The organism is Actinomyces sp. S6-Spd3, from assembly GCF_000758755.1.
Classification (GTDB): Bacteria; Actinomycetota; Actinomycetes; order Actinomycetales; family Actinomycetaceae; genus Pauljensenia.
Map to the genome: position 1 here is coordinate 15,375 of NZ_JRMV01000196.1, position 24,186 is coordinate 39,560.

Consider the following 24,186-nt stretch of genomic DNA (forward strand, 5'->3'; position numbering starts at 1 on the left):
ACCATCTAAAACATCAAACTCGCTGGGAGTCCCGCGTTTCAAGACTAAGAAAGCAGCAGAAAATTCTGGCTATTAGGCTCGCGGCTCATCCCACGCCATCTGCGCCAAGAAGGTTCCTTGATCGCGCGAGACGACCAGGCCTCGGCCCTTGGGGAGCATACGCGGACGTTCGCGGCCAATGACCATGCCCTCTGAGGGGTTACCCGACATCATGATGCCCGTTGCTGACAGTTCAGACAGGGCCTGCAAAACAGACTCGTAGGCTGCGCGCGAAGCACCACCCATGCGGCGAGTAATCACCAGGTGGAAACCAATGTCTTGCGCCTGAGACAGCAAGGGAATCAGCGGCGCAAGCGGCGAACCACTCAAACCACCCGTAGAGATCAAGTCGTAGTCATCGACCAGGACCCACGCCTCTGACCCCTTCCACCAGTTGCGCTGACGCAACTGCTCGGGAGTGACGTCCGGTCCGGGAAGACGCATGCGCAGCTGCTCGGCAACCGCCTCCATGCTGCCCAAGATCTCATCACGGTTCGAGATGTACATCGGCATGTCTTGTTCGCTCCACTCGCCCAGAAGGGAGCGGCGAACATCGACAACGACCAGCATGGCGCGCCGGCTTCCCGGCTTGGCCAAGACCTGATTGCCCAGGTTGCGCAAGAAGGAACTCTTTCCGCACTTCGCATCGCCAAAAACGTACATGTGCGACTCGTTGTCGAGGTCGAAAGTCCACGGCTTCAAGCGGCGTTCTTCCAGACCCAGAACGATCCTCTTCTGCGGACCGTGAATGGCCTCGATCTGCGAGACTGTGATCTTCTCAGGCAGCAGGCGCAGGCGCGGACCAAGCTCGGTCGCGGAAGCAATGCGAACAAGGGTCGCCTCGACACCTTCACCGATCGTTTGAGGATCATGGATCCCATCGGCGCGCGGCAAGGCAACAAGCATGTGGTGACCCGTCATCGACAGACCGCGACCCGGGCGCCCCTCGGGGACCTTGCTTCCCTTTTCACGGCGGAACTCCGAATCCGAAGGATCACCCATGCGCAGCTCAAGACGCGAACCGAAAATATCCTGCATCTGAAGACGGAAGTCCATCTTGCGCAACGCGGTCGCAATGAAGTGGACACCGAAGGAGAGCGCGCGCTCAGCCATGAGGCGAATGCGGTCTTCCGCATCGGGGAAGTCGCTTCGCAGGGTTCCCCAACCGTCGACGATCAGGAAGATATCGCCGTAGCCATCGTCGAAGCGTCCCTGTGCACGGCCTCGGCGATAGGTCGCCATGGAGTCGATGCGGTTCGCACGGAAGTAGGCGGCGCGGTCCTCGATGATGCCCTCAATTTCAGAGACCATACGGTTCAAGATGTCCTCGTCGTCTCGGGAAGCAACGCCCGCGATGTGGGCTGCGCCCTCGAAAGCCGCGAAAGTGCCCGAGAAATCGATGACGAAGAATTGCACTTCCTTCGGCGTGTGCGTCAGGGACAGCGCCATGACAACAGAACGCAAGGCGGTGGACTTACCTGAAAGCGGACCACCGAGGATCGACATGTGACCGCCGGCCCCGGAGAAGTCGTACTCCAGGGTTTCGCGGCGCTGTTCGTGGGGAAGGTCGACAATACCGAGCGGAATGTGCAGCGGTCCCTTCGCGCGCCATTCGTGCGAAATGAGGCCGAGCTCGGGATCCACGGCCAGGTCCGGCATGAGCGAATCCATGGTCTCGGGGACATCCAGGGGCGGGAGCCACACCTGGTGGGCGGGCATTCCCTTGCCCTTCATGCGCGCCACCGCGATGTCGATTTCCGTCATCCCCTCCCAGCGCTCGTCGCCGGGAGCAACGAGGCCGCCCTCGGGAACGTCATCCTCGGGAGTCTCATCCAGGACCTCTCCCAGCGAGAAAGGCAGCAGGCGGATACGCGCAGTTTCGGCCTGCGCGCTGGGCAGTACGCTACGAGGCGGCGGCGGGGCTGCGACGTAGGAGGCGCGGAAACGGATCAGCTGGTCGGTACCCGGCTGGAGGAAGCCCGAACCCGGGTAGGGAGGAAGGTCGTAGGCGTCCGTTACGCCCAGGACTTCTCGCGATTCAGAGGCGGAGAAGGTCTTCAGACCAATGCGGTAGGACAGGTGCGAATCCAGGCCCTTGAGCTTGCCGGACTCCAGGCGCTGCGAGGACAGCAGAATGTGGATCGACAAGGAGCGGCCCAGACGACCAATGGCGACGAAGAGTTCGCCGAAGTCGGGCTTCGCGGTCAAGAGTTCAGAGAACTCGTCGAGGATGATGAAGAGCGCAGGAAGCACGGGATAGTTGTGTTTCCCGGCCAAACGGTCCTCTTCGTAATCGGTGACGTTGGCGTAGTTACCCGCGTCGCGCAGGATCTCCTGGCGGCGAACCATTTCACCGTGGAGAGCGTCCTCCATACGATCAACCAGGGACAGTTCCGATTCCAGGTTCGAAATCATGGCCGAGACGTGGGGCAGATCAGACATGCCCGCAAAGGTCGCGCCACCCTTGAAGTCGACCAGAACGAAGTTCAGCTGTTCGGGAGAGTGCGTGAGCGCCAGGGCCAAGACCAAGGTACGCAACACTTCGGACTTACCTGAACCGGTCGCACCGATCAGCAGGCCGTGGGGACCCATACCCTGTTGGGCGGCTTCCTTGATGTCCAAGACAACCGGGATGCCCTCGGGGGTCACCGCGAAAGGTACGCGCAAGCGGTCACGACCAACCCTGCGCTTCCACTGGTGATCGGCATCGAAATCGCGAATATCTCCGATATTGAGCAATTCCATGAGGTCTTGGGAACGCTTGGGGTCGGGTTTACCAACGGGGGTTGCCGCATCCCTGCCGCCAGCGGTCAGGAAGCGAGTCAGGCGGCGGGCCACGGCCTCGGCCTGCGGAATACCCATGAAGTCCGCGTTGGCAAGCACAGGCTTGGCTTCCAGGAGCAGGATCTCCATGGGGGTGCGCTCGTCCGAGCTCGGGTGAAGGAGCAGGCGCACGCCGGTGGGGGAAGCGAACATTCCCCACGAGGTGAGGACCTTGATGATCGTCACGCCCGCGCAGCCCTCGATGGAGCCCAGGTGGGAGTCCGGGGGGAGTTCTAGGCCGTCGGTGACGACGATGAGGTGCGGCCAGGGGCTGGCGTCGTTTCGAGGCTGGAAGTGGCCTCGGGTCGTCATTTCCTCGCCCAGGAGCTGCTCGAGTTCGGCGTAGCTCGTGCACACCATGCGCGCGCCACCCAGGGCGTCGGTCACTTCGGCGGAGCGGATGTGGGGAAGCCACTTCATCCACTCCCACTGGGAGAGATTCTCAGGGCTGGTGAGCACCGCGATCTTCAAGGCCGCGTCCGGCGTCATGACCGCCAAGTGACACAAGAGTGCGCGGATTTCCCCGCGAGCAAGCTCCGCGTCACCGGCAACCTCCACGTGAGAGAACTGGCCAAGATCCAAGCTAAAGGGGAGGTTTTCGACCGTGTGGTGAACGTCGAGGAAGCGGCGCATGGCCGAGTGACACACGACGTCGGGGTTGGCCATCTGCGGGATATCGGGCTCAACCAGGCGCATTGCGAGCTCCTGATCGGATGTGCCCACGCGAGTCGAAACTGCCGTCTCGTCGCCGACTTCGCGTTCCCACAGGCGCGATCCTTCTTCGGCGAGGAGCACCAGGGCATCGGGCTCGGGAAGGTACCACTGCATGAAGATTCGCTGTTTCGCGGCGATGTTGCGCACGCTGGTGCGAGTCTCGGAGAGGTAAGAGAGGTATTCGCGGCGCTGGGAGTTGAGCTTGTTCCGATACTGGGAGACCTGGCGGTAAATGTTGAAACCGACCATGGAGAGCATCATGAAGACCATGCCGCCGGCCATTAAGAGCATGCGTGTGTTCTGCCCTTGCGTGAGCGCCATGATCACCATGACACCCATCGAGCCCATCATGGGGATGACGGTCGCGAAGATCGAGCCCATTCCCCCAGCCTCAACTTGGCTGGGCGGTTTTTCGACAGCGATTTCACCGCTGGGGAGCTCGGGGGCTTCCGTTTCATTGACGGCCATACAGTCTCCTGGAGTTCAATCTCCCGTTTTTGTTCATATCTGTATGTATCCTAGCTTGTAGCTGGGCTGCCCGTGGCATGGTGCTTGTTTCGTCGGGTAGTCTGAATGGTGACTTTTGAACAGAATTGACGACCAAATCCGGGTGATACCGAAGTGAAGGAGGGGGCGTGGCTCTCAAACAGGCGGCAGTCACTGTCACCGATGCTTCGGGTACTCAAGATCTCATTGTTCCTTTGGGGACAACAGTTACTGGTCTTCTGTCCATGCTCGATATCGATTCAACTGATCCGAGTCTTCAGATCACCGGAGCCGATGGTCGCGCTTTAAATTTGGGAGCCGTTCTGGGAACGGATCTCCCCCAAGGCGTCCTTATTTCCATCACTTCTGGCCGCGAGCGCCAGATTCAAGAGCAGCGCGCGATCGAGAGAACCTCCGACCCTTGGTTCCGCCCGTCCCTGGTCTTCACCATCTGCGGTCTTCTTGCCTGCGCGATGGATGCGCTCCTGATCTTCTGTGCGCTCATTGCTCCCCGTTTTGCGACGAAGTTGTCCCTTCCCTGGTGGGCGACGCTCACGGTCGGTGCGCTGTCCTTGGTGCTGTGCCTGGTCATGCTCTACCAGCGCCGAGTCCACACCAACGCGGGACTGCTGTGTGCGTGGACGCTGAGCGCGGGGATTTCTTTCCTTGGGCTGCTGCCAGCGCTGGGCAACGCGCGAATCTACGCCGAGGCCTCGCAGATCATGACGATGTCGCAGGTTGCGGCGCTCCTCTTCCCCCTGTGGGGTGCGACCGGCGTGGCGCTTGGCCTGTGGCTGTGGCGCAGCACTCCCCTGAGCAGTGCACACGCAGTGAGCTGGGGGCTTCTCACGGGTTGCGCGACGGTTTTGACCTTCCTTGATGCGCCTCTTCATCGCGTTGCCCCCTTTGCTATTGCTTTCGCCGTTTGCGCGATTACTGCGTCGCCGAGCCTGTCGGTGCGGATTCCCGCCACGCAGTTGCTCGACATGCCGCTGGTGACGACTTCGGCACCGACTGTCCGTTCCCCCGAGGTCCCCTCCCCCTCGCGTATCACGGGTCGACGCGTGAACCGCACGGTCACCGACGCGACCTCACGCACACGCCTGGTGCAGTACGTGGGCTTGGGCTTGATCTTCGTCGGTGCGCCGGTCATTTACTCGATGGTTGGAATTCATTCGACGCGGCAGATCGCGTGCCTCGTGTTGGTCTGCGCTTCGGTGATCGCCTTGGTTGTGGTTCCCCGCGAGCGCCGCTGGGCGTCCTCGCGCGTGGTTCCTCGCGTGGGCGCGCTGATTTTGCTTGCGACACTGTTGATTTCTCCCGCGTCCCGAGGCCTGGTTGGCAATGCTTATGCTGCGGCCGCTTTGGTCGTGCTGGGCTGTGTGTCGCTCATGTGGACTCGCATGCGCGCCGAGCAGGACCATGCGCCTTTGATCGGGCGTTTTGCTGATATTTTCCAGGCGCTTTCATTGACCGTTATTTTCCCGGCTTCTTTCTTCGCTGCGGACCTCTTTGACCTCATTCGACAGGTGGCATCATGAGCGAGCTTCGTATTACTCCGGTTCAGGTTCCTGTTTCCCAGGCAAGGGGCGTGGACGAGATGGGTTTTGCCGGACAGCCGAGCTACCCTGGCCAGCCTGATTTCACTGCTTCCATGGGATTCCCGGGACAGCCGGGGGCTTTTTCCGCGCCCGCTGCGGCACCGCGCAGCTACTCGGCACCTGCGAGCGGTGGCGCGCTGGCGGCTGCTTACCTGATCGATATGGTGTGTTTTGCGGCGCTGACGGCCCTGGCTTGGTGGGTGTATCCCTCGTTGCCGGTTGTTGTGATTGTTGCCTGCGAGCTGTGGATTATTGGGACTTTTATTCGTGCGCGTTCGGGGCGTACTCCCGGTGCTTTTGCTATGCAGATCGCTGCTATTTCTACGCAGCCAACTCCCACCGAGCGCGGGGTGGAGTTTGACCGTGCACCGGGTTTGGGCAGGCAGAGTGCGCATAGCTTCATCATGTTGCTCTTGCATGTAACAGTCGTTGGACCGGTAATCACGTGGGCTATTGCTCGAGATGGCCAGACCTGGGTTGATCGCGTGTGCGGCATGGGGAACCTCGATATTCGCGCGAGCCGCTCGAGTGCGTCTGAGGCTGTTTTTGCCTTGCGTCAAACTTCCGCAAGCGAGGCCGTGTCCGGCTCAGTTGCTGCGCCCTCCCCTGCTCATCAGTGGGCTGGTCCTTCTGCTTCTCCCGAGGCCGTGCCCGGCTCAGTTGCTGCGCCTTCGCCCGCTCCGATGGCTCCGCCTACGACTGCGCCGGTCCAGGTTGCTCCGCCCGTAGCGCCTGTGGCTGCGCCAGATCCGGTAGTTATGCCCGCTCCGACTCCTACCGGGGCACCGGTGGAAGCACCGATTGCCGCTCCCGCGCCTACGGGCGCAGCTGTTTCGATGACTGCTCCTGCTGTTTCGGCGCCCGTTCAGCAGCCGGTTCCACCGGCGCGGCCCGCTGTTCCCGCGCGGCATGGCGGGGCCTCGGCAATGCCGAAGGTTCCCCAAGCGCCGACCCCACAGGCAAGCGCACCGCAGCAGGCCGCGCCGAGGCCGTCTTTCGCCTCGGCACCGACGCTGGCGATCATTGTTGATGATGGGCAGCGCATTGAGGTGAATGCTCAGATTGTTCTGGGGCGCGCACCCGAGCAGACTCCTGCGGACGCGCAGGCCATTGCGATTGCGGACTCGACGCGTTCGCTTTCGCGCACGCACCTGCGCGTTGCGCCCGCCGACGGCGAGGCTTTGTGGATCGAGGACACCTTCTCGGCGAATGGCACGCGGTTGCAGGCGCCCGACGGCTCAACCCAGCCGCTGCCCCGTGGGCAGCGCGTCAAGGTCCCGGTTGGGACCGTGCTCTTGCTGGGTGAGCGCAGGCTGTCGGTTAGTCGATAACAGCCTTACGGCTTCGGGTTTCCACCCGCAACAATGCGACCCATGTCGCGGAGTGTTCCAGTACCTGGGTCCATGTAGACGCTGTGATTTCTCAAGACCGTCTTGGATCCTGCATCAAACAGCCCATCAGCATACGCGTAGGATCCTGTGGCATCGCTTGAAATCGGAATGAAAGTTGAGTCGTGATTCATTGGATCCATACCGAGCTGACCAACCCCGTACAACTCTGCGGCGCTCCCCGCACCGATTACTGCTGGGATGAGCGGTGGCGCCAGAATGCCTAACCCTAAGTAGTACGCTCCTCGATCGTCACTCGCACCTTGGACCCAATCTCCCTTTGGAACACCCGATACGAAACGACGTCCTTCAGGAACGTGTATTTCTGAGGGATCATAGGTTCCCATTCCAGGAGAGCCGAACAATATTTCATTGTCAACGACGCCGTCTGCAATCTTTGTCGTTGCTCTTCCCGAAACGACTGAGCCATAGGAGTGGCCCAACAAGGTCATATTTGCATCCCCTGCGCCATACATGCGAGACGCATTCACTCCTGTTAAGAAACCGGCCAGTTTATCCGATCCCTTTTCAGCCAAGTCCATTGTCACAATCTTGAGATCTTCTCCAAGATCTTTAGAAGGTGCCGGAGGAGCCTCATATCCCAGCCATGAGACCACTGCCACATCTTTTGTATCGATATTGCCTTCTGCAGCTGCCGCACTGCGCAGGTTCGCACCCCGCTTAATTTCGTTTTGAAGACCACCCTCAACCGTCGTTCCGATACCCGGCACGACGGTGGCAACGTTCTTTGCATGATCGACGTCACCTTGGGCCACGGCAGCTAGCACGCGTCCGTTCTCTTCTTGGAGGGTTAGGAGCGAGAGATACCCCGGGCGCTGCTTTCCGTATGTAGAGGAGAAGCCTACCTGCGTTCCGTCTTTAACGTTAGGATCAATAGGACCCCAACCTATAACTGTTTCTTCAATTTTTTTGTAGGCGTCCAATCGAGCCTTAACCTTCGTTAGACGTTCTTCTAAATCCGCCTTGAGAGCTGTATTATCTCCTGCATTTGCTATGTCTCGCTCGAGTTTAGCTTTCTCCGTCTCTGCCGCTTGTTTGAGCTTTGGTAGCCTACGGCGATTCGCGCGGTCTCGCGCCCATGCCTCAACACCGTCCGCATTACCGATAAGGTCAGGGTAGTTATCACAAAGAAATTTCTTTTGTTCGTCAGACTGCTGAGACCAGTAATCCGCACGTTGTTGTGGCGTCATCTTCGGAAAAGCAGCTTCCTCGGCTTTTGATAAAGCATGAGTCCCCCGCGCTCGATATGCCGGAGCCGTCCGCGCAGTCCCGACATTCGTCAAAAGCGCACGGAAGTCATTATCAACCTGCTCTGCCGCCCGAATTGCATTACGGACCATAGATTGGACCTCAGACTCGAGCTTGTGCCTCACCGAGAAGTCATGGCCGAAGGTGCACGTGACTGTTCCACTGTCGCTGATAGTACAGTGCCTCGCAGAAGCGCTTGACAGTGCATTCGCAACTAATGACTCAACTTGCTGCACCCGACTAGTTGCCTGCGTAATCGCAATGTGTACATGACGCAACTCTTCTGCAAGGTTGCTCAACTCTTTATGTGCTGTACTCATCGCATTACGCAGTGCATCTGCGGTTTGCCCCTCGCCCTGAAAACTGGTGCGACGCGCCTGGAGTGTTGCGATCTGCTGATCAATTGTCTGCTTCTTCGAACTCACAGTGTCGACATAACTCGAGAGAGTCGCAGCTTTCCAGAGTTGAATTTCTGACCACGTAGGCATTTCGTCTCTTCTCCTCAAACCTCAGGCGACCGCAAGAACTTGGGCGGTTCGATGACTTGAACTACCACTGACAACCATGCTTCGACTATTCCCCACTGCCTGGGTGTTCTGCTGCTCGGTGAGTTGCAAGTTCACTCCTGCAGCCTTCGCTGCGCTGGCAAGTTCGTAGAGAGCTTTCGAATGGGTAATAAGCAGAGATTGAAAACGCGATTCAGCGGATGAAGCTGCCGCGACTGATCGGGAAGCACCCGGCATCGCAGATTGAACAACCTCCGAAAAATCATTAATCTGTGCCGACTGAAGCTCAGACGCCACATTACTGAGATCCTGTGACGCCGAGTCATACTCCGCTGAAACGCAATTAATTACAGCCATCGCGCAACCTCCCATAACAAACAGCACTAGTAAAAAACCAGTCAGCCTTGACTGAAAATATTGAATTCATTTATGTATCGACTGGATTCTCTTTACCAGCACAACACATTTGTTGCACCGATCACACTAGCATTGCTGAACAGATGGTTCAACATTGCCAAGGATTTTGATCACTCTTCCGGGATGTCGATATCGACGCGCCCCGTGATGAAATCACGCGGGTTCTCCGTCGTCCCATCCGAGGGACGCAAACCCGTCTGATAGCGCATCAAGGTCACTTTCCCCTCATGAACAGTCACATACAAGAAGCCCCCATTGACCGGGTCACTCCACGACAGCTGACGAACGCCGCCCTTGTCTGACCCCAACTCATAATCAGAGTAGGTTTCAGACAAGACCTCGCGCCCGATCCTCTCAACCTCAGGAACGGGAACGTATGGACCAGCAACGTCCTGCCCAACAAGCTCCCACGCTGGCTGCTCGTGGCCTGACGATTGGTCAGTTTCCTTATTGATCGCCGACCCAAAACTGCGCGCTTCCCACACACCTCCGCCACCGGCCTCGGCAAGGCGACGACGGAACTCAAGAATCTTCGGTTCCTCATCACGCTGAAACGCCTGAATGGACTGACGCTGCTCCAGGGGGAGGCTTCCATCCCAATAGACCATGCTTGTTGCCTTTCCGCTCTCTGATGATGACGCCGATTGCGTAGCCGTACTCTGGGGACCCTTAAGGAAGGGCGAACATGCAGCTAGGGCCAGGACACATGCCGCTCCCAACACAGGCCGCCACAACGCGCGCATCAGCGCTTCACCCCCGCAGCGACGCGACCGATATCCTGTAGCGTTTCAGTGCCATCTTCCAAATAGATGCTGTGGTTATCAAAGTTGAAATTAAACGGCTTACTTGCGGGGGCGTCCTTGTTGTATTTCGGCGAGCCTGTCGCATCGTCCGAGAGGTGAGTAAACCCTGAATCAGAGTCCATGGGATTCTTGCCCAAGCTACCGACGATTCCACCTCTGATTGCCCCCATACCTTGGACACTATCGCCCTTCGGGACCCCCGAGACCCACAGATGATTTTGATCAACGTGGTAGTTTTTCGCATCGTAGGTCCCCATACCAGGCGAGCCACACAGCACCAGATCATCGATCACGCCATACTTGACCTTTGTTGCTGCCATGCCAGAGGTACTCGAGCCATAAGAATGCCCGACGAGGGTCATGTGTGCATCGCCCGCACCATAGTCACGCGATGCCTGCATACCGTTCATGAAACCAGCCAAACGGTCCGAACCCGACTGCGCAAGGAAGGGGGAAATGATCCCCGGAATATTCTGAGGCTGCTTCCAATCAGCCTTACCCGGGGCGTCATAGCCCAGCCAGGCAACAGTCGCGACATCACGCGCAGACAGGTTCCCCTGAGCCATCGCAGCGCTACGGAGGTTTTTGGTTTGTCGCATGTAGTCACCCATGCTGCCTTCGACTGTCGTGCCGATACCGGGGACAAAAGTCGCCACGTTCTTCGCATGATCAACGTCGCCTTGACCCATCGCGGCCTTGACTCGCGCACCATCGTTTTGAAGAGTCAGGAGCGATACAGGATCCCCCTTCTTCCCGTGCTGGTAGTCCTCAAGGCTTATGCCCTTGTCGAGCTGTTCTTGCACGGCGTCATAGGCTTTCACTGCCTTCTCTGCCTTATCCAGCTCACTCAGATAGTACGCACGGGTATTGCTATCAATCCACGGGCTTTTCAGGAGCTCCGTGTACGTGGAGACATTGTCCTTTGCTTCCTGCTTCAGTTTCGGGAGACGATTTCTGTTCGCTCGGTCCCGTGCCCAGCCCTCAACGCCGTCAGCGTTACCGATCAGATCCGGGTACTTGTCACACAGATGCTGCTTCTGCGCCTCAGATTGCTGCGACCAATACTTCGCGCGCTCCTCCGGCGTCATCTTCTTGAACTTCTTCTGTTCAGCATCCGAGAGATCATGCGTCTGCGTCGAAGTCGATTTCGCGGTACTCCCCGGCGTCCCGACGGTTTGAAGACGAGCGTTCAACGTCGTGTCGGCAGTATTGGCCAAGTCGACCGCCTGACCCACCAATCGATTAACCGAAAATTCGATGCTCTGCCGCGTGTACTGGCTCATCGAGTTCCCAGGAGAAGTACATGTCGCTATTCCCGCCGCGGAAATCGTGCAGTGCGTCGAGGACGCCTGTTGCAGCGCCACCTTCACCGCGTTCTCGACCTGGGAAACATCACCCATTGCAACTTTGACGGCCTCTTGGATTTCTAGAAGGTCATCGGCAAGCGTCGTCAGTTCCTTGTGAGCAACGCCCATCTTCGCACGCAGCGCATCTGCAGTCGCTCCCTCGCCCTTAAAGGAAGTCATACGTGCCTGAAGAGCATCAGCCTGCTTCACGACAGTATCTCGCCTTGCGCCAACCGTCCCCGCATAGGTGGACAAACCGGCTGAACTCCAGGTCTGAATCTGGCCCCACGTTAACGACATTGTTAGTCCTTCACTACGCCTGAATTACGCCATGACGGGAGTCTTGGGTGGTGTGGGGAGCGAAACGAAGCCGTCCCCCTCCGGATAGTCGGTTGGACTCGGCGCATAGGGAGGCATCCCCTGGCCTGGCCGGTAGACGGGCGTATCCACCTGCGCCCCTCCGGTAGTCGTCGGCAGCGTCGGCATGGCGTATCCCGAGCGCAGAGGACCGCGGGCTGGGCCATTGAGCGCGGTTGCCTTTTGCGCCGCCACTGACGAGGCCGCAGAGCCCACATTCGCACCGCCAGGCACCGCCTGCCCCTGACTATTGACAGCCGCCGTATTCTGCGCTTCGGTCAGATCGAGATTCACTCCAGCGCTGCGCGCAGCGCTGGCTAGTTCGCTTAGGGCCGTGGAATGAGTCTGGAGGAGAGACGTGTAGCGAGCTTCCACGGTGCCCGCTGTCGAAATCGACTGAGCGCCATTCATCGATTCTTGGACAGTCTCGGATAGGTCGTCGATCTTTGCACCCTGTAGCTCAGCCGAGACCTGCGACAGAGTGACCGCTGTTGATCCGTATTCCCCGGCGACAACGTTGATGACGGTCATCGTGAACCCTTCGAAGAAGGAAGCGAATAGAACGATCAGTCCACTTCGACTGATCAAGTTGTTGAGTGTATGACTGTGGGTGAGCATGTGAAATGCTCACCCACAGTCATATGCATGCTTCTTATGCGCAATGCGTCGAAGAAGATTCAGCGACCAATTCCGAGGCTGTTGAAGGTCGCTTCACCCTGCTGGTCAGTCGTAACGTAGTTGCCAGCGAGCTGATCCACCAAGCGCGCAAAGGCCTCGAGAGCCGCCTGCATCTGGTTCATGCCTTCGTTCCACTGACCCTGCTTCTGGGTGTAGGACTCCTTAGCAGCACCTTCCCAAGTGGCGCTACGAGCCGCAACATCCCTGTCGAACTCTCCGAGTCGGTTGAGCAGATCGGCTGCCTGCGAACGCATTTCAGCCGACACCTGCTGGAGCACCTGAGGGCTTACGCGAAAATCTCCACCGTTCATTTCCTCATCCAATCTCTCTATTAGTTCAACATGGCGGCACCGGCGCGGTTAACAGCAGCCTGTGCCTCCATTTCGTTCTGAGTGACCTTGCCACCGACGGAGGCAAGCGCACTATCAAAGTCAGTCAGAGCCTGAGTGGCCTTAGCCGAGCCAGCATCCCACTGTTCCATGACCGAGTTGAATGCCTGCGAAGCGCCACCCTGCCATCCACCGGTAGCGGTAGCGACCTCGGCCTTCACCTTTGCGTTCAGCGTCTGCAGATGGGTCTGCAGGTTACGGACTGCCGTGCGAATTGCGTTATAGCTCTCTTGTTCGGCAGAAATATTTGCACCGCTCACAGTTCACCCTCCTAATTGTTGTTCGGGTTTCCCCGAAGTTCTCTATGCGATTGAGACCCTGTAACGGAGGGCACAATCTCGATGTCGGGTATTACATTATCGAAGCGATCTGGGAATGCAAATACAGGTTTCATGAAACCAGCTAGGCTTAAGACAGCACTATTGAGCAAAGGAACCTCATGGCAAGCACTACCGCATCCAGGCCTCCAGCCCTTATGCCCGTTAGCATTCGCATGGGTGAGAACACCGTCGACATGTCGGTGCCGACCAACGTTGCACTGGCAGAATTTGCCCCAAATATTGTGTCGCAAATCACACAATTATCTGCGAGTTCTGCCTCTCAGGGCTACCGAATTACGAATTCTCAGGGCAAGGTCCTCGACCAAAGCCAGACTCTGATCAATCAGGGAGTCCAAGCAGGATCCGTTCTGATTCTGTCGAAAATTGGCGACAGCACACAGGATTTGCGCTATGACGACCTGGTGGAAGCAGTGGGAACCGCGGTCGAGAACGATCAGGCTCCGTGGAATTCTGACAATTCGGTCGATCTTAGCACACATGCTTCAGCGCTTTTAGTCCTCACAGCAGCCGTCCTCATCTTCACAGGCGGCCGCGGAAGCACCATGGGACTCATCGTCGGATTATCCGGCGCAGTCCTCGCTTCCCTCGCCTGCGCGGTCATCGCACGCAACTCATCGCGCCTCGCACCCCTATCTCTTGCCCACTCAATTCCGATCCTCGCGGGCGCAGCTGTCATGAGCGCAATTCCCGGCTCTTGGTCAGGTCTTCCCCTTGCAGGCTTTGGAATTGCAGCGATGCTGAGCGCCTCGGTACTCCTTGTCGTCCTCCCGAAAGCTCTGCGCGGATCCGTCACGGCACCGCTCACCTACGGTTTCTCGGCCACAGCAATTGGCCTATTGACTGGCTTCGCACACCTTTCCACGCAACGCGCAGCAAGTGCGGTCTATACCTTATTAATAGTGCTTATTTTGATCGCACCCTGGTTTGCCATGGCCAGAATTCCTGTGCGCGTGACAGGAATCCAAGAAACTATCGATCCCTACGAGGTCGTCCACAAGGTTCACGAGGGTTATATTCTGACCGTTTCCCTCAAAACTGGTGCTTCACTGGGAAGCCTGATCTGCATCCCACTCCTCCTCGATACGCGCTACTCGCTGCTTCTCCTGATCTGTGCGGGCGTTGCGCTCTTGCTCTCAACGCGCTCACTGCGCTCACGCACCGAAGTTCTTATCGGTGCACTGCTGGGAATCATCCTGATTCTCAGCGGCGCAATCGGAAGCGCAGTCTTGATGCCTCAGGCGCTCATTCCCGTCGTTTTGCTTCTCTTCGTCGCAACCGGCTTGGTCCTGGCACTGACCGTTATTGATCCCAAGATGCGCCCGTGGGTCACTCGAATCGCTGATGCCCTTTCTCTTGTCAGCATGCTTGCACTGGTGCCGATCGCAACTTTGGTGTGGGGAGTGCTCTAATGCCATCTAATAAGGACATCCTCGAAGCCCAGCGATTCAACCGCCGCAGACTGGTCACCGCCTTCACTTCGGGCACTCCGGGAGGCAAGGAACTCGAATCAAAATCGACCACTCGCCCGCTCATCGTTGGAGCATCCATAGCCGCTGTTGTCGTCTTGATCGCAGTGGCAATTGGACGCTTCTTGCCGACATTGCCATCAGGCTGGGAAAACTCACACCTGATCATCACCAAGGGCGAAGGCGCACGCTACTACTCCATCGAGGGAACCCTGCGCCCGATTTCCAATGTCACTTCCGCGAAGCTTCTCAGTGAGAACGGCAAGATGGTGACCTCGTCGGTCGCGACCTCCTCACTTGAAGGTATTCCGCGCGGGAGCGCAATCGGACTGAGCGACGTCCCCGACGATATCCCTGCAGCCTCCCAGCTTCATTCCTACGAGTGGACGTCCTGCGCCTCGTCCTCAGGTATGAAAACTTGGGTCGCTGGTAACCCCGATGGGCTCCAAAACGCCAACACCGCACTGGTATCAAACGAAGGCCGGCTCTACCTGGTCTCGGGCGGCGTCCGCTACCCCATCGATCCTGCGCGGTCTCAAGCCATTATTAACGTCCTGGACCTGTCGGGGCGTAACGTCACCCCGGTCAGTGCAAGCTGGCTCAGTTTGTTCACCGAAGGGTCAACATTGGCCCCGCTCAACATCCCCAACTTGGGCCGCCCCGTATCGGGAATGTCATCACGAATCACGGCCGCACAGGTCGGAACACTGATCGAAGTTGATGAATCAGGCACGCCCAGGCGCTACGTCATCACCGGCGACGGAACGATCACCCCGCTCACGGACTTTTCCTACAAGCTCTACCAGGCATCGTGGGCAGATCGCGGAAGCCCGCAAAACCTCATGATCGACCTCTCAGAGCTCGCATCGCTGACCGTGTCCACTCAGGGAATCATTCCCGCCGACTGGCCCACCCAAGTTGGCGAAGTCCTCGGCGGCGATGAGCTGCCCTGCGCGCAGTTGACCATCAACCATTCCCAGGCCTCGACGAAGCTCATGTCCCTCTCGACCACCCAAATGGCCCAACTTAAGCCGCGCGATATCAACGTTCGCGGTGGTTCCGGCGCCCTGGTTCGAGCCTCATCTGGCGGCGCAGCAGGACCGGTCATCTTCGTCTCCGACCTCGGCAAGGCACACGGGCTGGGATCAAACCCGGCAGATTCGCTAGCGCGACTCGGGCTGCCCGAAAACGCGGTCTCTCCCCTACCCGCAGCGTGGCTCGCACTGATCCCCGAAGGGCAAGAACTCACCTCGAGTGCCGCATGGGAAACGGTGGGTGCTCAGTGACACGCGTCAAAAAGGCTCTCCTCGGGTCCTGCGCTGTGCTTGCCCTCTTTGCAGGCGCAGCAATCCCCGCTGCCAACGCTGACACGCCGACACCGGAAAGCACTCAGAGTGCCTCCGAAAACGAGCACTCACAGCCCAAGGCAGGAAACGGGCCCTCGAAGGCGCCGGAAGAACCCTGCCAAATCGGCGTCGACAAGTGGCTCGCCCAAGCTCCCTCCGCGTATTCCTTCCTCGGAATGAAAGAGGCACTAGAGCTTTCCCGCGGAAACGTTCGCGTTGCACTGGTTGATTCCGGAGTCGCCGCGGGCAACGCACACTTCAAAGATGCGGTAGAACCCGGCGTCGACCTCGTCGAATCCGGCGACGGACGAAAGGACTCCTTCGGGCACGGGACGGCGATCGCAGGACAAATTGCCGCTCGAGAAGTCTCAGGTTCGGGCGTCGTCGGTTTCGCTCCACAATCCACCATCGTCCCCGTTCGCGTCTACGCCGACTCCAGCGACGACGCCAAGCGCGCGGGCAAGGGACCGACAGCCGCACGAACAGCCGACGGTATTCGTTGGGCTGCAGACCAGGGAATTCGCGTGATCGTTGTCCCGCAATCCTTGACCTCTGACGATGTTGCCCTGCGCACAGCAACCCAATACGCGCACTCCAAGGGAGCGCTGGTTGTCGCTTCGGCTGGAAACGTCGAACAGAATGCGAACTCGGGTTCGCAAGACACAGCGGTCCGTTTCCCCGCGGGATACCCCGAGGCCCTGTCCGTGACCGCCGTTGATGCGCAAGGTAACCCCAGTCAGTCTGTCGTCCACGGAACGCACGTTGAAATCGCAGCTCCCGGTGCGCAGATCGCAACCACTTTCTTCGCCAACGGCGACTGTATGTTCGCCACCCAAGGCGCGTCGACCTCGTACGCAACGGGATACATGGGCGCAATCGCGGCACTGATCGCAGCGCGCTATCCCGATGAAACACCAGACCAGTGGAAGTACCGGCTCCTCGCAACCGCTTTGCGCAGCTCGCCTTCGCAGCGCACCGCCGAGGAAGGGTGGGGAATCGTCGCGCCCTTCAATGCGCTCAATTTTGTCAACGACGGGACCATGCCCGGCCCCCAAAACCCGATCTACCCGCCGATCCAAAAAACCGCGAACCCGGTCATAGTTAAACCGGATCTCCCCGTTGATACGACGACTCCGCGCAGGCTGTGGGCACTCGGAATTTCCGGTGCGGGACTGACAATTGTCATTGCAGTCCTGCTGATCCGCCGGCTCCGCGCGAAAGACGAGTAGGGTACGCGACGGGTCGGGAGCGCCGCGAGCGGTCGGAATGCGCAAAAGACGAGTAGGGCGGCCAGGCGGTCCGCTCTTCGCGGAGGCCCCGCTCTCCCGACGTCCCCCGGTCGTTCTCCCGCCGCCTAGTGAGCGCTAGATTTCGTGCTTGACGGAGCCGGTTGAGCGCTCTTTTGTGCGCTTTGGCTCGGAGTGGGCTGCTCGATCAGCTGCCCATTGTCCCCGATCTTCACGCAAGCCTTCGTCGGCTGTGAAGAACGGCCATTTTCAGCCACCGAGACAACCTCGATGCACACGTCACCGGGAACAGTCTTCACGGAAACCGCATTCTGACGAGTATCCGCGACAACATCATCTTGGCCGGGCTTACTCACCGTGTACACGTAGCGCCTGCGGCCAGCCGATGAGGAAGCAGCCGCGGGATCCGTCCAACTCCACTGAATGTTGTCCCCATTCACGCGGGCAACGAGCTGCTCGACCGCCGGCGGAGGAACCGAAACAGGGTCTTCTCCTTGAGCGCTTGTCGTTACGTTTGCGGAGGGAGTCGGGGTCGTATCGCCGACACCGACGATCTTCCCGCCACCCGTGAGCATTGCGACAATAACCGCGCCTAAAACAACCATTCCCAAGACGACAAGCGCAACGATCGCGATGATTCTCTTCGGACCCGAAGATCGACCATCTGGCAGATATCCCAAGGGGTGCGAGGTATCGAAAGTGTTCTCGGTCGTGTGCCCTGGAGCTCGCCACGAGTCCGGCGCAGGCGCATAGCCCGCCCCAAACGCCTCGCTCGCCCCTCCCCCAGGTGCAGGCACCTGGCCCATCTGCGGATCGACTGCGGAAGGATCCCCAAGTTCGGTGCCGCCAGCTTGCGTTGACGCCGCACCTGAAGCACCCTCCTGAGCTGCGTTGATCCCCGAGGCCGTGGCCGGGCTAGCAGAAACATCACCGCCGGACCCGCCCCCGCTAGGCGCGGGGGAAGTAAAGGAATAATCGGGAGCCGAGGAGGGGCGAAGATCCACAGAAGACGGACGCAGGCGCGTACGCTCCGCATCAATCGATGGCATCGCACGAAGACGCGTTGCCTCGTCTTGAGCGGCTCCCCCGGAAAATTGATCCGACTGGTCCGCATTCCATGATGCAGAAGAGTCCGCCGAAGACCCCGATGCAGACTGCCCACCAAAACTGGAGAGCGCATTTCCGTCGCGCAGCTCCATCTTCGTCACAGGACGCCCCATGAGCGTCTGGATTTCCTGGAGCTGACGGCCTAACTCGGCGGCAGAAGAGGTTCGCTTTCGCGGATCCAATTGCATCGCGTGGCGCAGGACCCTCTCGAGTTCCTTCGGGGCATCGGGGCGCGAAAGACCACGAATTCGTCCCTCGTACACGCGGGCGGCAACAGAAGCTGCGCTATTGTCGCCAACCGGGTCCTCGAAAGGACTACGACCACTGAGGAAAGTCCACAGCGTCGTTGCCAGCGCCCACACGTCCTGGGTCGGATGCGCATGAGTCGAACGATTGTGCTGTTCCGGAGGTGCCCAAAGAACAGAAAAGCCATCCAAGCTTCCCTTCTCCAGAGCACCGATGCGAGCAGCAACACCAAAGTCGCCCAGCACCGGGTAGGAGTAGGAATCGAACATGACGTTCGCGGGCTTGATATCGCGATGAACGTAGCCATTGCGGTGCAGCATTTCGACACCGCCACACAGCCTGATCACGACGTCAAGCGCGCGATCCACAGCCAAAGGCATTCGGCGCACCTGCTCGGCCACATTCGCTACCGGGCAAAACTCCATCTCCAGGTAGGGGCGACCATCCGGAGAGGTTCCAATGGAATACAACTCCACCACGGCGGGATGGCCGGCGATGGAGGTCATCACATCGGCCTCGTGGCGAATCTGCGCATACTCCACCTGATCGCCCACCGAGCGCGCAACCTTCACGGCAACTTCACGCGCAGGCTGTTCTTGGCGATACAGGTGCACGTCCGCGAAACCACCCGAACCAAGCGAACGCAGCCACGTGTGACCGGGCAGTTCGGGAGGAGGAAGGCGACGTGCTGGAACCGAAGGCGTCATGACTGGTGTCCTCTAAAAGGATGGCGGAGGCGTCGACGAAGCACCCCAAGCGGAGATGCCCCATGCTTTTGGCGGTAGCGTGCGCTCAAAGAGGTCACAGACAGGGCGCGACGAATTCTGGTCCAACGCGACGCATTCGATTTCAGCTCGCTGCTAAGTTCGTCAACGATTTGCCACGATTCATCGGCCTGCTGTGCGAGGGCCTCGTCGCCGGAGAAGTCCGCGGTATCGGCCGCACGCGCAACACGTACTGGCCTGGGCAATTCCTCACCAAACTGGTACCACTGCGCGTTCGACATCGATCCAGGCTTCGCGGCACTCGCCGGCCACAAAGGCGAAGACGTGAGCATCCACGCGGCTTCCTGGCGAGTCATATCCGTGGGAACGACAACGCCCGCATCGCGCGCAAGATCAACGACCTCATCCCACGAACCCGTAAGCGCACGCGAAGGTACAGCCCCTCGACGCTTCTTACGGCGGCGACTCTTCGCCACAAGAATGGCAAGCAGCGGAACCGTCAGCAAGGCAAGGACACCGCTACCGGTTGCAATAACTCCCCACGGGATCTTCAAACGAGAATCATCATTCGAATCCGAACCACGGTCCGACGTCGAAGGCGGAAGATCTGCCGGTTCCTCGGGAGGCTCCGGGGGTTGGAGCACCTGGGGACGCGGGACCGAGCGAGGACGGGTTTCCTCTGTAATCGGCTTCTGATCCCTGGGCGGAGTCGGGTCAAAAATCGCCCAGCCAACACCCTGGAATTCAACCTCAACCCACGCATGCACATCCGAACCGCGCAGGTCAATGTCTCCACCCTTCGAGTCATTCGGGTAGGCGCCCATGACAACGCGAGCGTTCATGCCCAGGCTGTGCAGCATGAGGGCCATGAGCACGGAGTACTGCTCATCGTCACCGATCATCTGCTCGCTCTCGAGCATGCGAGTCAAACGGTCCGCGCGGCTACCCGGGCGGGACTTGGGATCATCGGCGTTCTCGTAGAAGCCCTTTTCCTTCAGGTGACGTTCGATCGCGCGAGCTTTAGCGAGGTCTCCCTGCTCGGCAGCAGACTTCTGGGTTGCGAACTCACGAATTTCATCCGGGACACTGGTGTCTCCACCGGTATAGGGCACGGCGTGAGTTCCGGAAAGCTGGCCGTCAGACCAGATCGGAACGATCATCGACTCCGTGGAGTACTCCATGTTCCCGCCCTGGACATTCTTCGTGGTCGACAGCGCGGCATTAGCCCACGCATCGTAGTAAAGACCGTCCTGAAGAGTCGTCGCTTGCGCGGTTGCTTGAGTACCCGAGGCCGATGTGTCCTGGTTGAAGACGATAGTCGAGGGGGTTCCCACGATGGGGACCCACGGCCCCAAAAGCTGCGAGGTCTTCAAGGACATCTGGGCGCTTGAGCTACCCTCGACAGGCTTGTGCTGGGGCAAAGTCGATCCCACGTGGATATAGCCGTTTGACGGTCCCCTACCCGGAGACAACATGGTCATCGTGGTGCCGTCATAGCTATCCATGACACCGATACGCACGCGCGCACCCTCGGGCAAACCATCCACGTGAATCAATGTGTCTTCTTTGAGGTCCACGTTGTAGTGGCGGAAAGCAGACAGAGGCGAAGGATATTGGCGAGCATCCAATGGGGGTTGAACGACATCACGCAGAACGATGCGCGAGTACCACGGGCCGTAAAGGTTCGTCAGTGGAACAGCTGCGCCCGCAACCAGGGCAATAACCAAGAGCCCGCCCGCAATTTGGCGTCCCACATGGATCGTGCCCTGCGACCCTCCCCGAGTTGTTTCACCCAGGGTCGTTGCCGCATCGGCATCGATCGCTCCTCCGACGCGAACGTCTAAACCGGCCTCGAGGCGACGATACTGTCCTGCCCAGGCGCACCATCCCAAGGCCAGCGCCCACCACACGGCGACCAGGTAGATATTCGGGAAAGTTCCACCTTTACCCCACGCGATGCCGACAATACCCATGACCGCAACGGGAATAACCGCCGCGATGGCGCGCCCTGACCGCAAAACAAGGAGAGCTGCGATGAAGGAACAGAGGAGTCCCGTCAGCCACGGAACCATCGTGGGACCGATGTACGCCGAGGCCGGAGGGGTAACAGTTAACAGGTCTTTCCACGAATACACGACCTGCAAAACCAAGAGCTGCAGAGTCCGAGCAGTCGGAAGGCCATAGAAAGTCGTCGAGGGATAAGCAGCCACTCCGCCAACAAGGAAGTGGGTCGCGATGAGCCCCGCAATCGAAGAGATCGTATCCCAACGCCAGAAGGACGAGACCCACCCAACGAAAAGTCCCGCAGCAACGCCAGCGCCGGCGGCACGCAAGCCAGCCCACGAACCGAATACGGCCTCGTGAATCCAGATTGTTGGAAGGAAAAGCGCAACCAGGCCGATGAGGAACCAGGCGGGCAAACCTGCGCGCGATACTTGGAAGCCCGCGCGCGCATCAAGATGAAGGCCTTGTGTCGATGTTGTCATCAGGACAGACCCCCCGCTGCTACCAGTCGAGGCAGATCCTCAAGCGTAGGACAATCCGCCAAGGTTCCATGACTCAAACGACGCATCTTCGGGTGTCCCGGGCGAACTCGGACAACCGCACTGCGCACGTCGATAGGAATCGCGTTGAGCAACTGCGACGCCTGATTGTCATCGACAGTCGGGGCGACAACGACGGTGACGACGGAAAGACCCGGGCGCTTCGCGATGGCCTCGCGCAGGCGAGCCATCAGGTCTTCCTCACCGGAATCCTGAATCGCACACAGGGCATCCAACATGCGAGTTGCGGCAGTCGTCGTCACCCAATCGGTGACAGTCGACAGTGACACATTTCGAGAAGCAGCCATATCTGCAACCGCAAGCGAAGCCGCAACCGACACCGCATTTTCAAAGGAATCTCGATCGCTCCACTGTCCAAGACGAGTATCCAAAATGATCAGGTGGTGAGAACGACGCGTTTCCTCGAATTGGCGAACAACCAAGCGGCCCGTATGTGCGCTCATCGGCCAGTGCACATTACGCCGGTCATCACCGGGAACGTAATCGCGCAAGGCATGGAAAGACACATCCGACGAGGATAGTTTCGCGGTTGTCACGCCTTCGACGTCCGCGTGAATACCTGTGGCATCGAAAGGAATGCGGATCGTCTTGGGGTGAACGTACAAAATCACAGGCTTAGACCAGGTGCCGATACGACGAATCAAACCCAAGGGATCGGCTCGAAGCGCGCGAGCGGGACCGACGGTGACAACGCCACGGCGGTGAGTAACGACCGAGAAAACCTCACTCCATACCTCACGACCACCCAAAGGCGGGACCAAGAACTGCAAAGCCGAGGACGCAATAGGAAGCTCGATCAAGCCGCTGCGCGCACGCCGATCCGAGGTGTTTTCTGCGGTAATTTCGCCGACGGCCGTCTGCCCGGCAACAATGCGCTGACGCGGGAGACGAATCGAGACCTTGTGAGGGGAAGGAACAATCACCCAGATGATGGCAATAAGGAGAGCACCCGCACCTGCGCAGGCGATGAAGAATGCTTCGACCCAACCCCACAGGTATGAGACAAGTGCAGCAAGGAGTACCGAGGCACCAACAGCCCAACCGACAGAAGTCACCGAGCGCGCGCCGTGGCGCAAGTACTTCATGCCTGGAGCCGAGGCAACGGAGTGCGCAAAACGCGCGATGCCCTGGCGGAGCCCGCTCAGAGATTCACGCAGATTTGCGCGCGCCGAGGCCAAGGATGAGCGCTTCTCAGCACGCTTACCAGAAGAGTGCTTACCCACGATCACCCACCTTTACTCGATACTGCAACGATGCGCGCATTGTCAGGCGCTCACCGCCGGGGCGGGAACCGAGGACAGTGCGCGAGCAATCACGCCCTGCGCGGTCGCTCCCGAGAAGGCTGCATCCGGGTCGACAACAATGCGGTGTGCCCACACGGGTGCAGCGAGCGCCTTGATGTCATCGGGGAGGACAAAGTGGCGGCCCTGAGCAGCGGCCCACACGCGCGCGCACCGGACCATGCCGATGGCGCCACGGGTCGACACACCCAAGGTTGCGCTGTCATCTTCGCGCGTGGCCTCGGCAAGGGCAGCAACGTACTCGAGCACGGCGCGCTCGGTGTAGGTCTGCGCGGCCAAATCCGCCAGGCGCACAACCTGGCCACTATCCAGCAGAGGCTTGAGGCGCTTGGAGCGGTCCGGGGCCGCCGAACCGTCGAGGATTTCCGCCATGGCTGCACGCGAGGGGTAGCCAACCGAGGCCTTCATCAAGAAACGGTCAAGCTGAGCTTCGGGGAGCGGGTACGTTCCCGCCTGCTCCACAGGGTTTTGCGTTGCAATCACCATGAAAGGGCGAGGCGCAGCGTGAGTCACGCCATCGACCGTGACCTGCGCTTCTTCCATGACTTCCAGGAGAGCGGACTGAGTCTTGGGCGAGGCGCGGTTGATTTCGTCAGCCAAGACGATGGAAGCGAAAATCGGGCCCGAGCGGAAATGCCACTCGTTGTTCTTCTGGTCGTAGACATTCACGCCGGTGATGTCACTGGGGAGCATGTCGGGCGTGAACTGAATACGCGAATGAGTACCCGCAATGGTCGCAGCAATCGCGCGAGCAAGAGCGGTCTTTCCTGTACCCGGCGCATCTTCCAGAAGGAGGTGTCCCCCGGCGAACATGGTTGTCAGTGCCAGGCGGATCACCGGTTCTTTATCCAGAAGCGCCTGAGAAATACCGCCGACGAGGCCAGCGAAGGTTTCTGCGAAACGCTGGGCATCTTGCGTGCTAAGCGCCATGGGAGGGACTCCATTCATCTTTCAGTGTCGAGTGATGTGCATATTGATTGTGGGTGGCGGGACTCGGTGCCCCGCGCGGGGCGGAGGGAGGTGGCGT

The 24,186-nt window shown here is 59.3% G+C and carries 17 protein-coding genes; 5 read left to right on the plus strand and 12 right to left on the minus strand.

Going from position 1 to position 24,186, the window contains the following annotated elements; genetic code table 11:
* Positions 1-72: 72 nt before the first annotated feature.
* On the minus strand, positions 73-4,044 hold the full coding sequence (locus tag HMPREF1627_RS01195) for a type VII secretion protein EccC (protein ID WP_034500420.1): 3,972 nt from the start codon (positions 4,042-4,044) through the stop codon (positions 73-75).
* A 167-nt stretch (positions 4,045-4,211) separates the two neighbouring features.
* Here HMPREF1627_RS01195 and HMPREF1627_RS01200 point away from each other — a divergent pair, with 167 nt between their 5' ends.
* A complete protein-coding gene (locus HMPREF1627_RS01200; RefSeq protein ID WP_034500421.1) occupies positions 4,212-5,603 on the plus strand; it encodes a hypothetical protein in 1,392 nt (463 codons plus the stop codon).
* A complete protein-coding gene (locus tag HMPREF1627_RS01205; RefSeq protein WP_034500422.1) occupies positions 5,600-6,994 on the plus strand; it encodes a hypothetical protein in 1,395 nt (464 codons plus the stop codon). The genes HMPREF1627_RS01200 and HMPREF1627_RS01205 overlap by 4 nt, the downstream gene beginning before the upstream one ends.
* A 5-nt stretch (positions 6,995-6,999) precedes the next feature.
* Here the strand turns inward: HMPREF1627_RS01205 and HMPREF1627_RS01210 are convergent, their stop codons facing one another.
* The 7 genes from HMPREF1627_RS01210 to HMPREF1627_RS01240 form a co-directional block, all read right to left on the minus strand.
* A complete protein-coding gene (locus HMPREF1627_RS01210) occupies positions 7,000-8,808 on the minus strand; it encodes an alpha/beta hydrolase (RefSeq protein ID WP_052040779.1) in 1,809 nt (602 codons plus the stop codon).
* A 21-nt stretch (positions 8,809-8,829) separates the two neighbouring features.
* A complete protein-coding gene (locus tag HMPREF1627_RS01215; protein WP_158705795.1) occupies positions 8,830-9,183 on the minus strand; it encodes a hypothetical protein in 354 nt (117 codons plus the stop codon).
* A 170-nt stretch (positions 9,184-9,353) separates the two neighbouring features.
* Positions 9,354-9,851, minus strand: a complete 498-nt coding sequence (locus HMPREF1627_RS01220) for a DUF4853 domain-containing protein (protein ID WP_234305187.1) — start codon at positions 9,849-9,851, stop codon at positions 9,354-9,356.
* 134 nt (positions 9,852-9,985) lie between these two features.
* Complete coding sequence (locus HMPREF1627_RS01225) at positions 9,986-11,692, minus strand: alpha/beta hydrolase (RefSeq protein WP_034500424.1); 1,707 nt, start codon at positions 11,690-11,692, stop codon at positions 9,986-9,988.
* Between the two features lie 24 nt (positions 11,693-11,716).
* Entirely contained in the window at positions 11,717-12,337 is a 621-nt protein-coding gene (locus tag HMPREF1627_RS01230; protein ID WP_197678554.1) for a hypothetical protein, read from the minus strand.
* An 89-nt stretch (positions 12,338-12,426) separates the two neighbouring features.
* On the minus strand, positions 12,427-12,738 hold the full coding sequence (locus tag HMPREF1627_RS01235; RefSeq protein WP_034500425.1) for a WXG100 family type VII secretion target: 312 nt from the start codon (positions 12,736-12,738) through the stop codon (positions 12,427-12,429).
* A 20-nt stretch (positions 12,739-12,758) separates the two neighbouring features.
* On the minus strand, positions 12,759-13,076 hold the full coding sequence (locus HMPREF1627_RS01240) for a WXG100 family type VII secretion target (protein ID WP_034500426.1): 318 nt from the start codon (positions 13,074-13,076) through the stop codon (positions 12,759-12,761).
* A gap of 179 nt (positions 13,077-13,255) precedes the next feature.
* Here HMPREF1627_RS01240 and HMPREF1627_RS01245 point away from each other — a divergent pair, with 179 nt between their 5' ends.
* From HMPREF1627_RS01245 to HMPREF1627_RS01255, 3 genes are read left to right on the plus strand one after another with little or no spacing between them, the layout of a single operon-like run.
* Positions 13,256-14,566: an EsaB/YukD family protein gene (locus HMPREF1627_RS01245; protein ID WP_052040781.1), complete on the plus strand. Its 1,311-nt coding sequence runs from the start codon at positions 13,256-13,258 to the stop codon at positions 14,564-14,566.
* A complete protein-coding gene (gene eccB / locus HMPREF1627_RS01250) occupies positions 14,566-15,909 on the plus strand; it encodes a type VII secretion protein EccB (RefSeq protein ID WP_034500427.1) in 1,344 nt (447 codons plus the stop codon). The genes HMPREF1627_RS01245 and eccB overlap by 1 nt, the downstream gene beginning before the upstream one ends.
* A complete protein-coding gene (locus HMPREF1627_RS01255) occupies positions 15,906-17,198 on the plus strand; it encodes a S8 family serine peptidase (RefSeq protein ID WP_052040782.1) in 1,293 nt (430 codons plus the stop codon). The genes eccB and HMPREF1627_RS01255 overlap by 4 nt, the downstream gene beginning before the upstream one ends.
* 125 nt (positions 17,199-17,323) lie before the next feature.
* Here HMPREF1627_RS01255 and HMPREF1627_RS01260 read toward each other — a convergent pair whose 3' ends face one another.
* The 4 genes from HMPREF1627_RS01260 to HMPREF1627_RS01275 are packed head-to-tail and all read right to left on the minus strand — an operon-like array spanning position 17,324 to position 24,089.
* Positions 17,324-19,276 carry a serine/threonine-protein kinase gene (locus HMPREF1627_RS01260; protein WP_081940731.1) on the minus strand — a complete coding sequence of 651 codons (1,953 nt, stop codon included), beginning with the start codon at positions 19,274-19,276 and terminating at the stop codon, positions 17,324-17,326.
* Entirely contained in the window at positions 19,273-21,780 is a 2,508-nt protein-coding gene (locus HMPREF1627_RS01265; RefSeq protein ID WP_034500428.1) for a transglutaminase-like domain-containing protein, read from the minus strand. The genes HMPREF1627_RS01260 and HMPREF1627_RS01265 overlap by 4 nt, the downstream gene beginning before the upstream one ends.
* Positions 21,780-23,081, minus strand: coding sequence for a DUF58 domain-containing protein (locus tag HMPREF1627_RS01270; protein ID WP_234305188.1), 1,302 nt, complete (start codon positions 23,079-23,081; stop codon positions 21,780-21,782). Before HMPREF1627_RS01270 ends, HMPREF1627_RS01265 begins: the two co-directional genes overlap by 1 nt.
* A gap of 42 nt (positions 23,082-23,123) precedes the next feature.
* A complete protein-coding gene (locus HMPREF1627_RS01275) occupies positions 23,124-24,089 on the minus strand; it encodes an AAA family ATPase (protein WP_034500429.1) in 966 nt (321 codons plus the stop codon).
* Between the last annotated feature and the right edge of the window lie 97 nt (positions 24,090-24,186).

What these genes read in the sequence shown, in the direction of transcription:
- HMPREF1627_RS01195 (WP_034500420.1), bottom strand. Translation starts at nt 4,044, where the DNA reads ATGGCCGTCAATGAAACGGAAGCCCCCGAGCTCCCCAGCGGTGAAATC.
- HMPREF1627_RS01205 (WP_034500422.1), top strand. Translation starts at nt 5,600, where the DNA reads ATGAGCGAGCTTCGTATTACTCCGGTTCAGGTTCCTGTTTCCCAGGCA.
- HMPREF1627_RS01210 (WP_052040779.1), bottom strand. Translation starts at nt 8,808, where the DNA reads ATGCCTACGTGGTCAGAAATTCAACTCTGGAAAGCTGCGACTCTCTCG.
- HMPREF1627_RS01215 (WP_158705795.1), bottom strand. Translation starts at nt 9,183, where the DNA reads ATGGCTGTAATTAATTGCGTTTCAGCGGAGTATGACTCGGCGTCACAG.
- HMPREF1627_RS01220 (WP_234305187.1), bottom strand. Translation starts at nt 9,851, where the DNA reads ATGGTCTATTGGGATGGAAGCCTCCCCCTGGAGCAGCGTCAGTCCATT.
- HMPREF1627_RS01225 (WP_034500424.1), bottom strand. Translation starts at nt 11,692, where the DNA reads ATGTCGTTAACGTGGGGCCAGATTCAGACCTGGAGTTCAGCCGGTTTG.
- HMPREF1627_RS01235 (WP_034500425.1), bottom strand. Translation starts at nt 12,738, where the DNA reads ATGAACGGTGGAGATTTTCGCGTAAGCCCTCAGGTGCTCCAGCAGGTG.
- HMPREF1627_RS01245 (WP_052040781.1), top strand. Translation starts at nt 13,256, where the DNA reads ATGGCAAGCACTACCGCATCCAGGCCTCCAGCCCTTATGCCCGTTAGC.
- eccB (WP_034500427.1), top strand. Translation starts at nt 14,566, where the DNA reads ATGCCATCTAATAAGGACATCCTCGAAGCCCAGCGATTCAACCGCCGC.
- HMPREF1627_RS01260 (WP_081940731.1), bottom strand. Translation starts at nt 19,276, where the DNA reads ATGACGCCTTCGGTTCCAGCACGTCGCCTTCCTCCTCCCGAACTGCCC.
- HMPREF1627_RS01265 (WP_034500428.1), bottom strand. Translation starts at nt 21,780, where the DNA reads ATGACAACATCGACACAAGGCCTTCATCTTGATGCGCGCGCGGGCTTC.
- HMPREF1627_RS01275 (WP_034500429.1), bottom strand. Translation starts at nt 24,089, where the DNA reads ATGGCGCTTAGCACGCAAGATGCCCAGCGTTTCGCAGAAACCTTCGCT.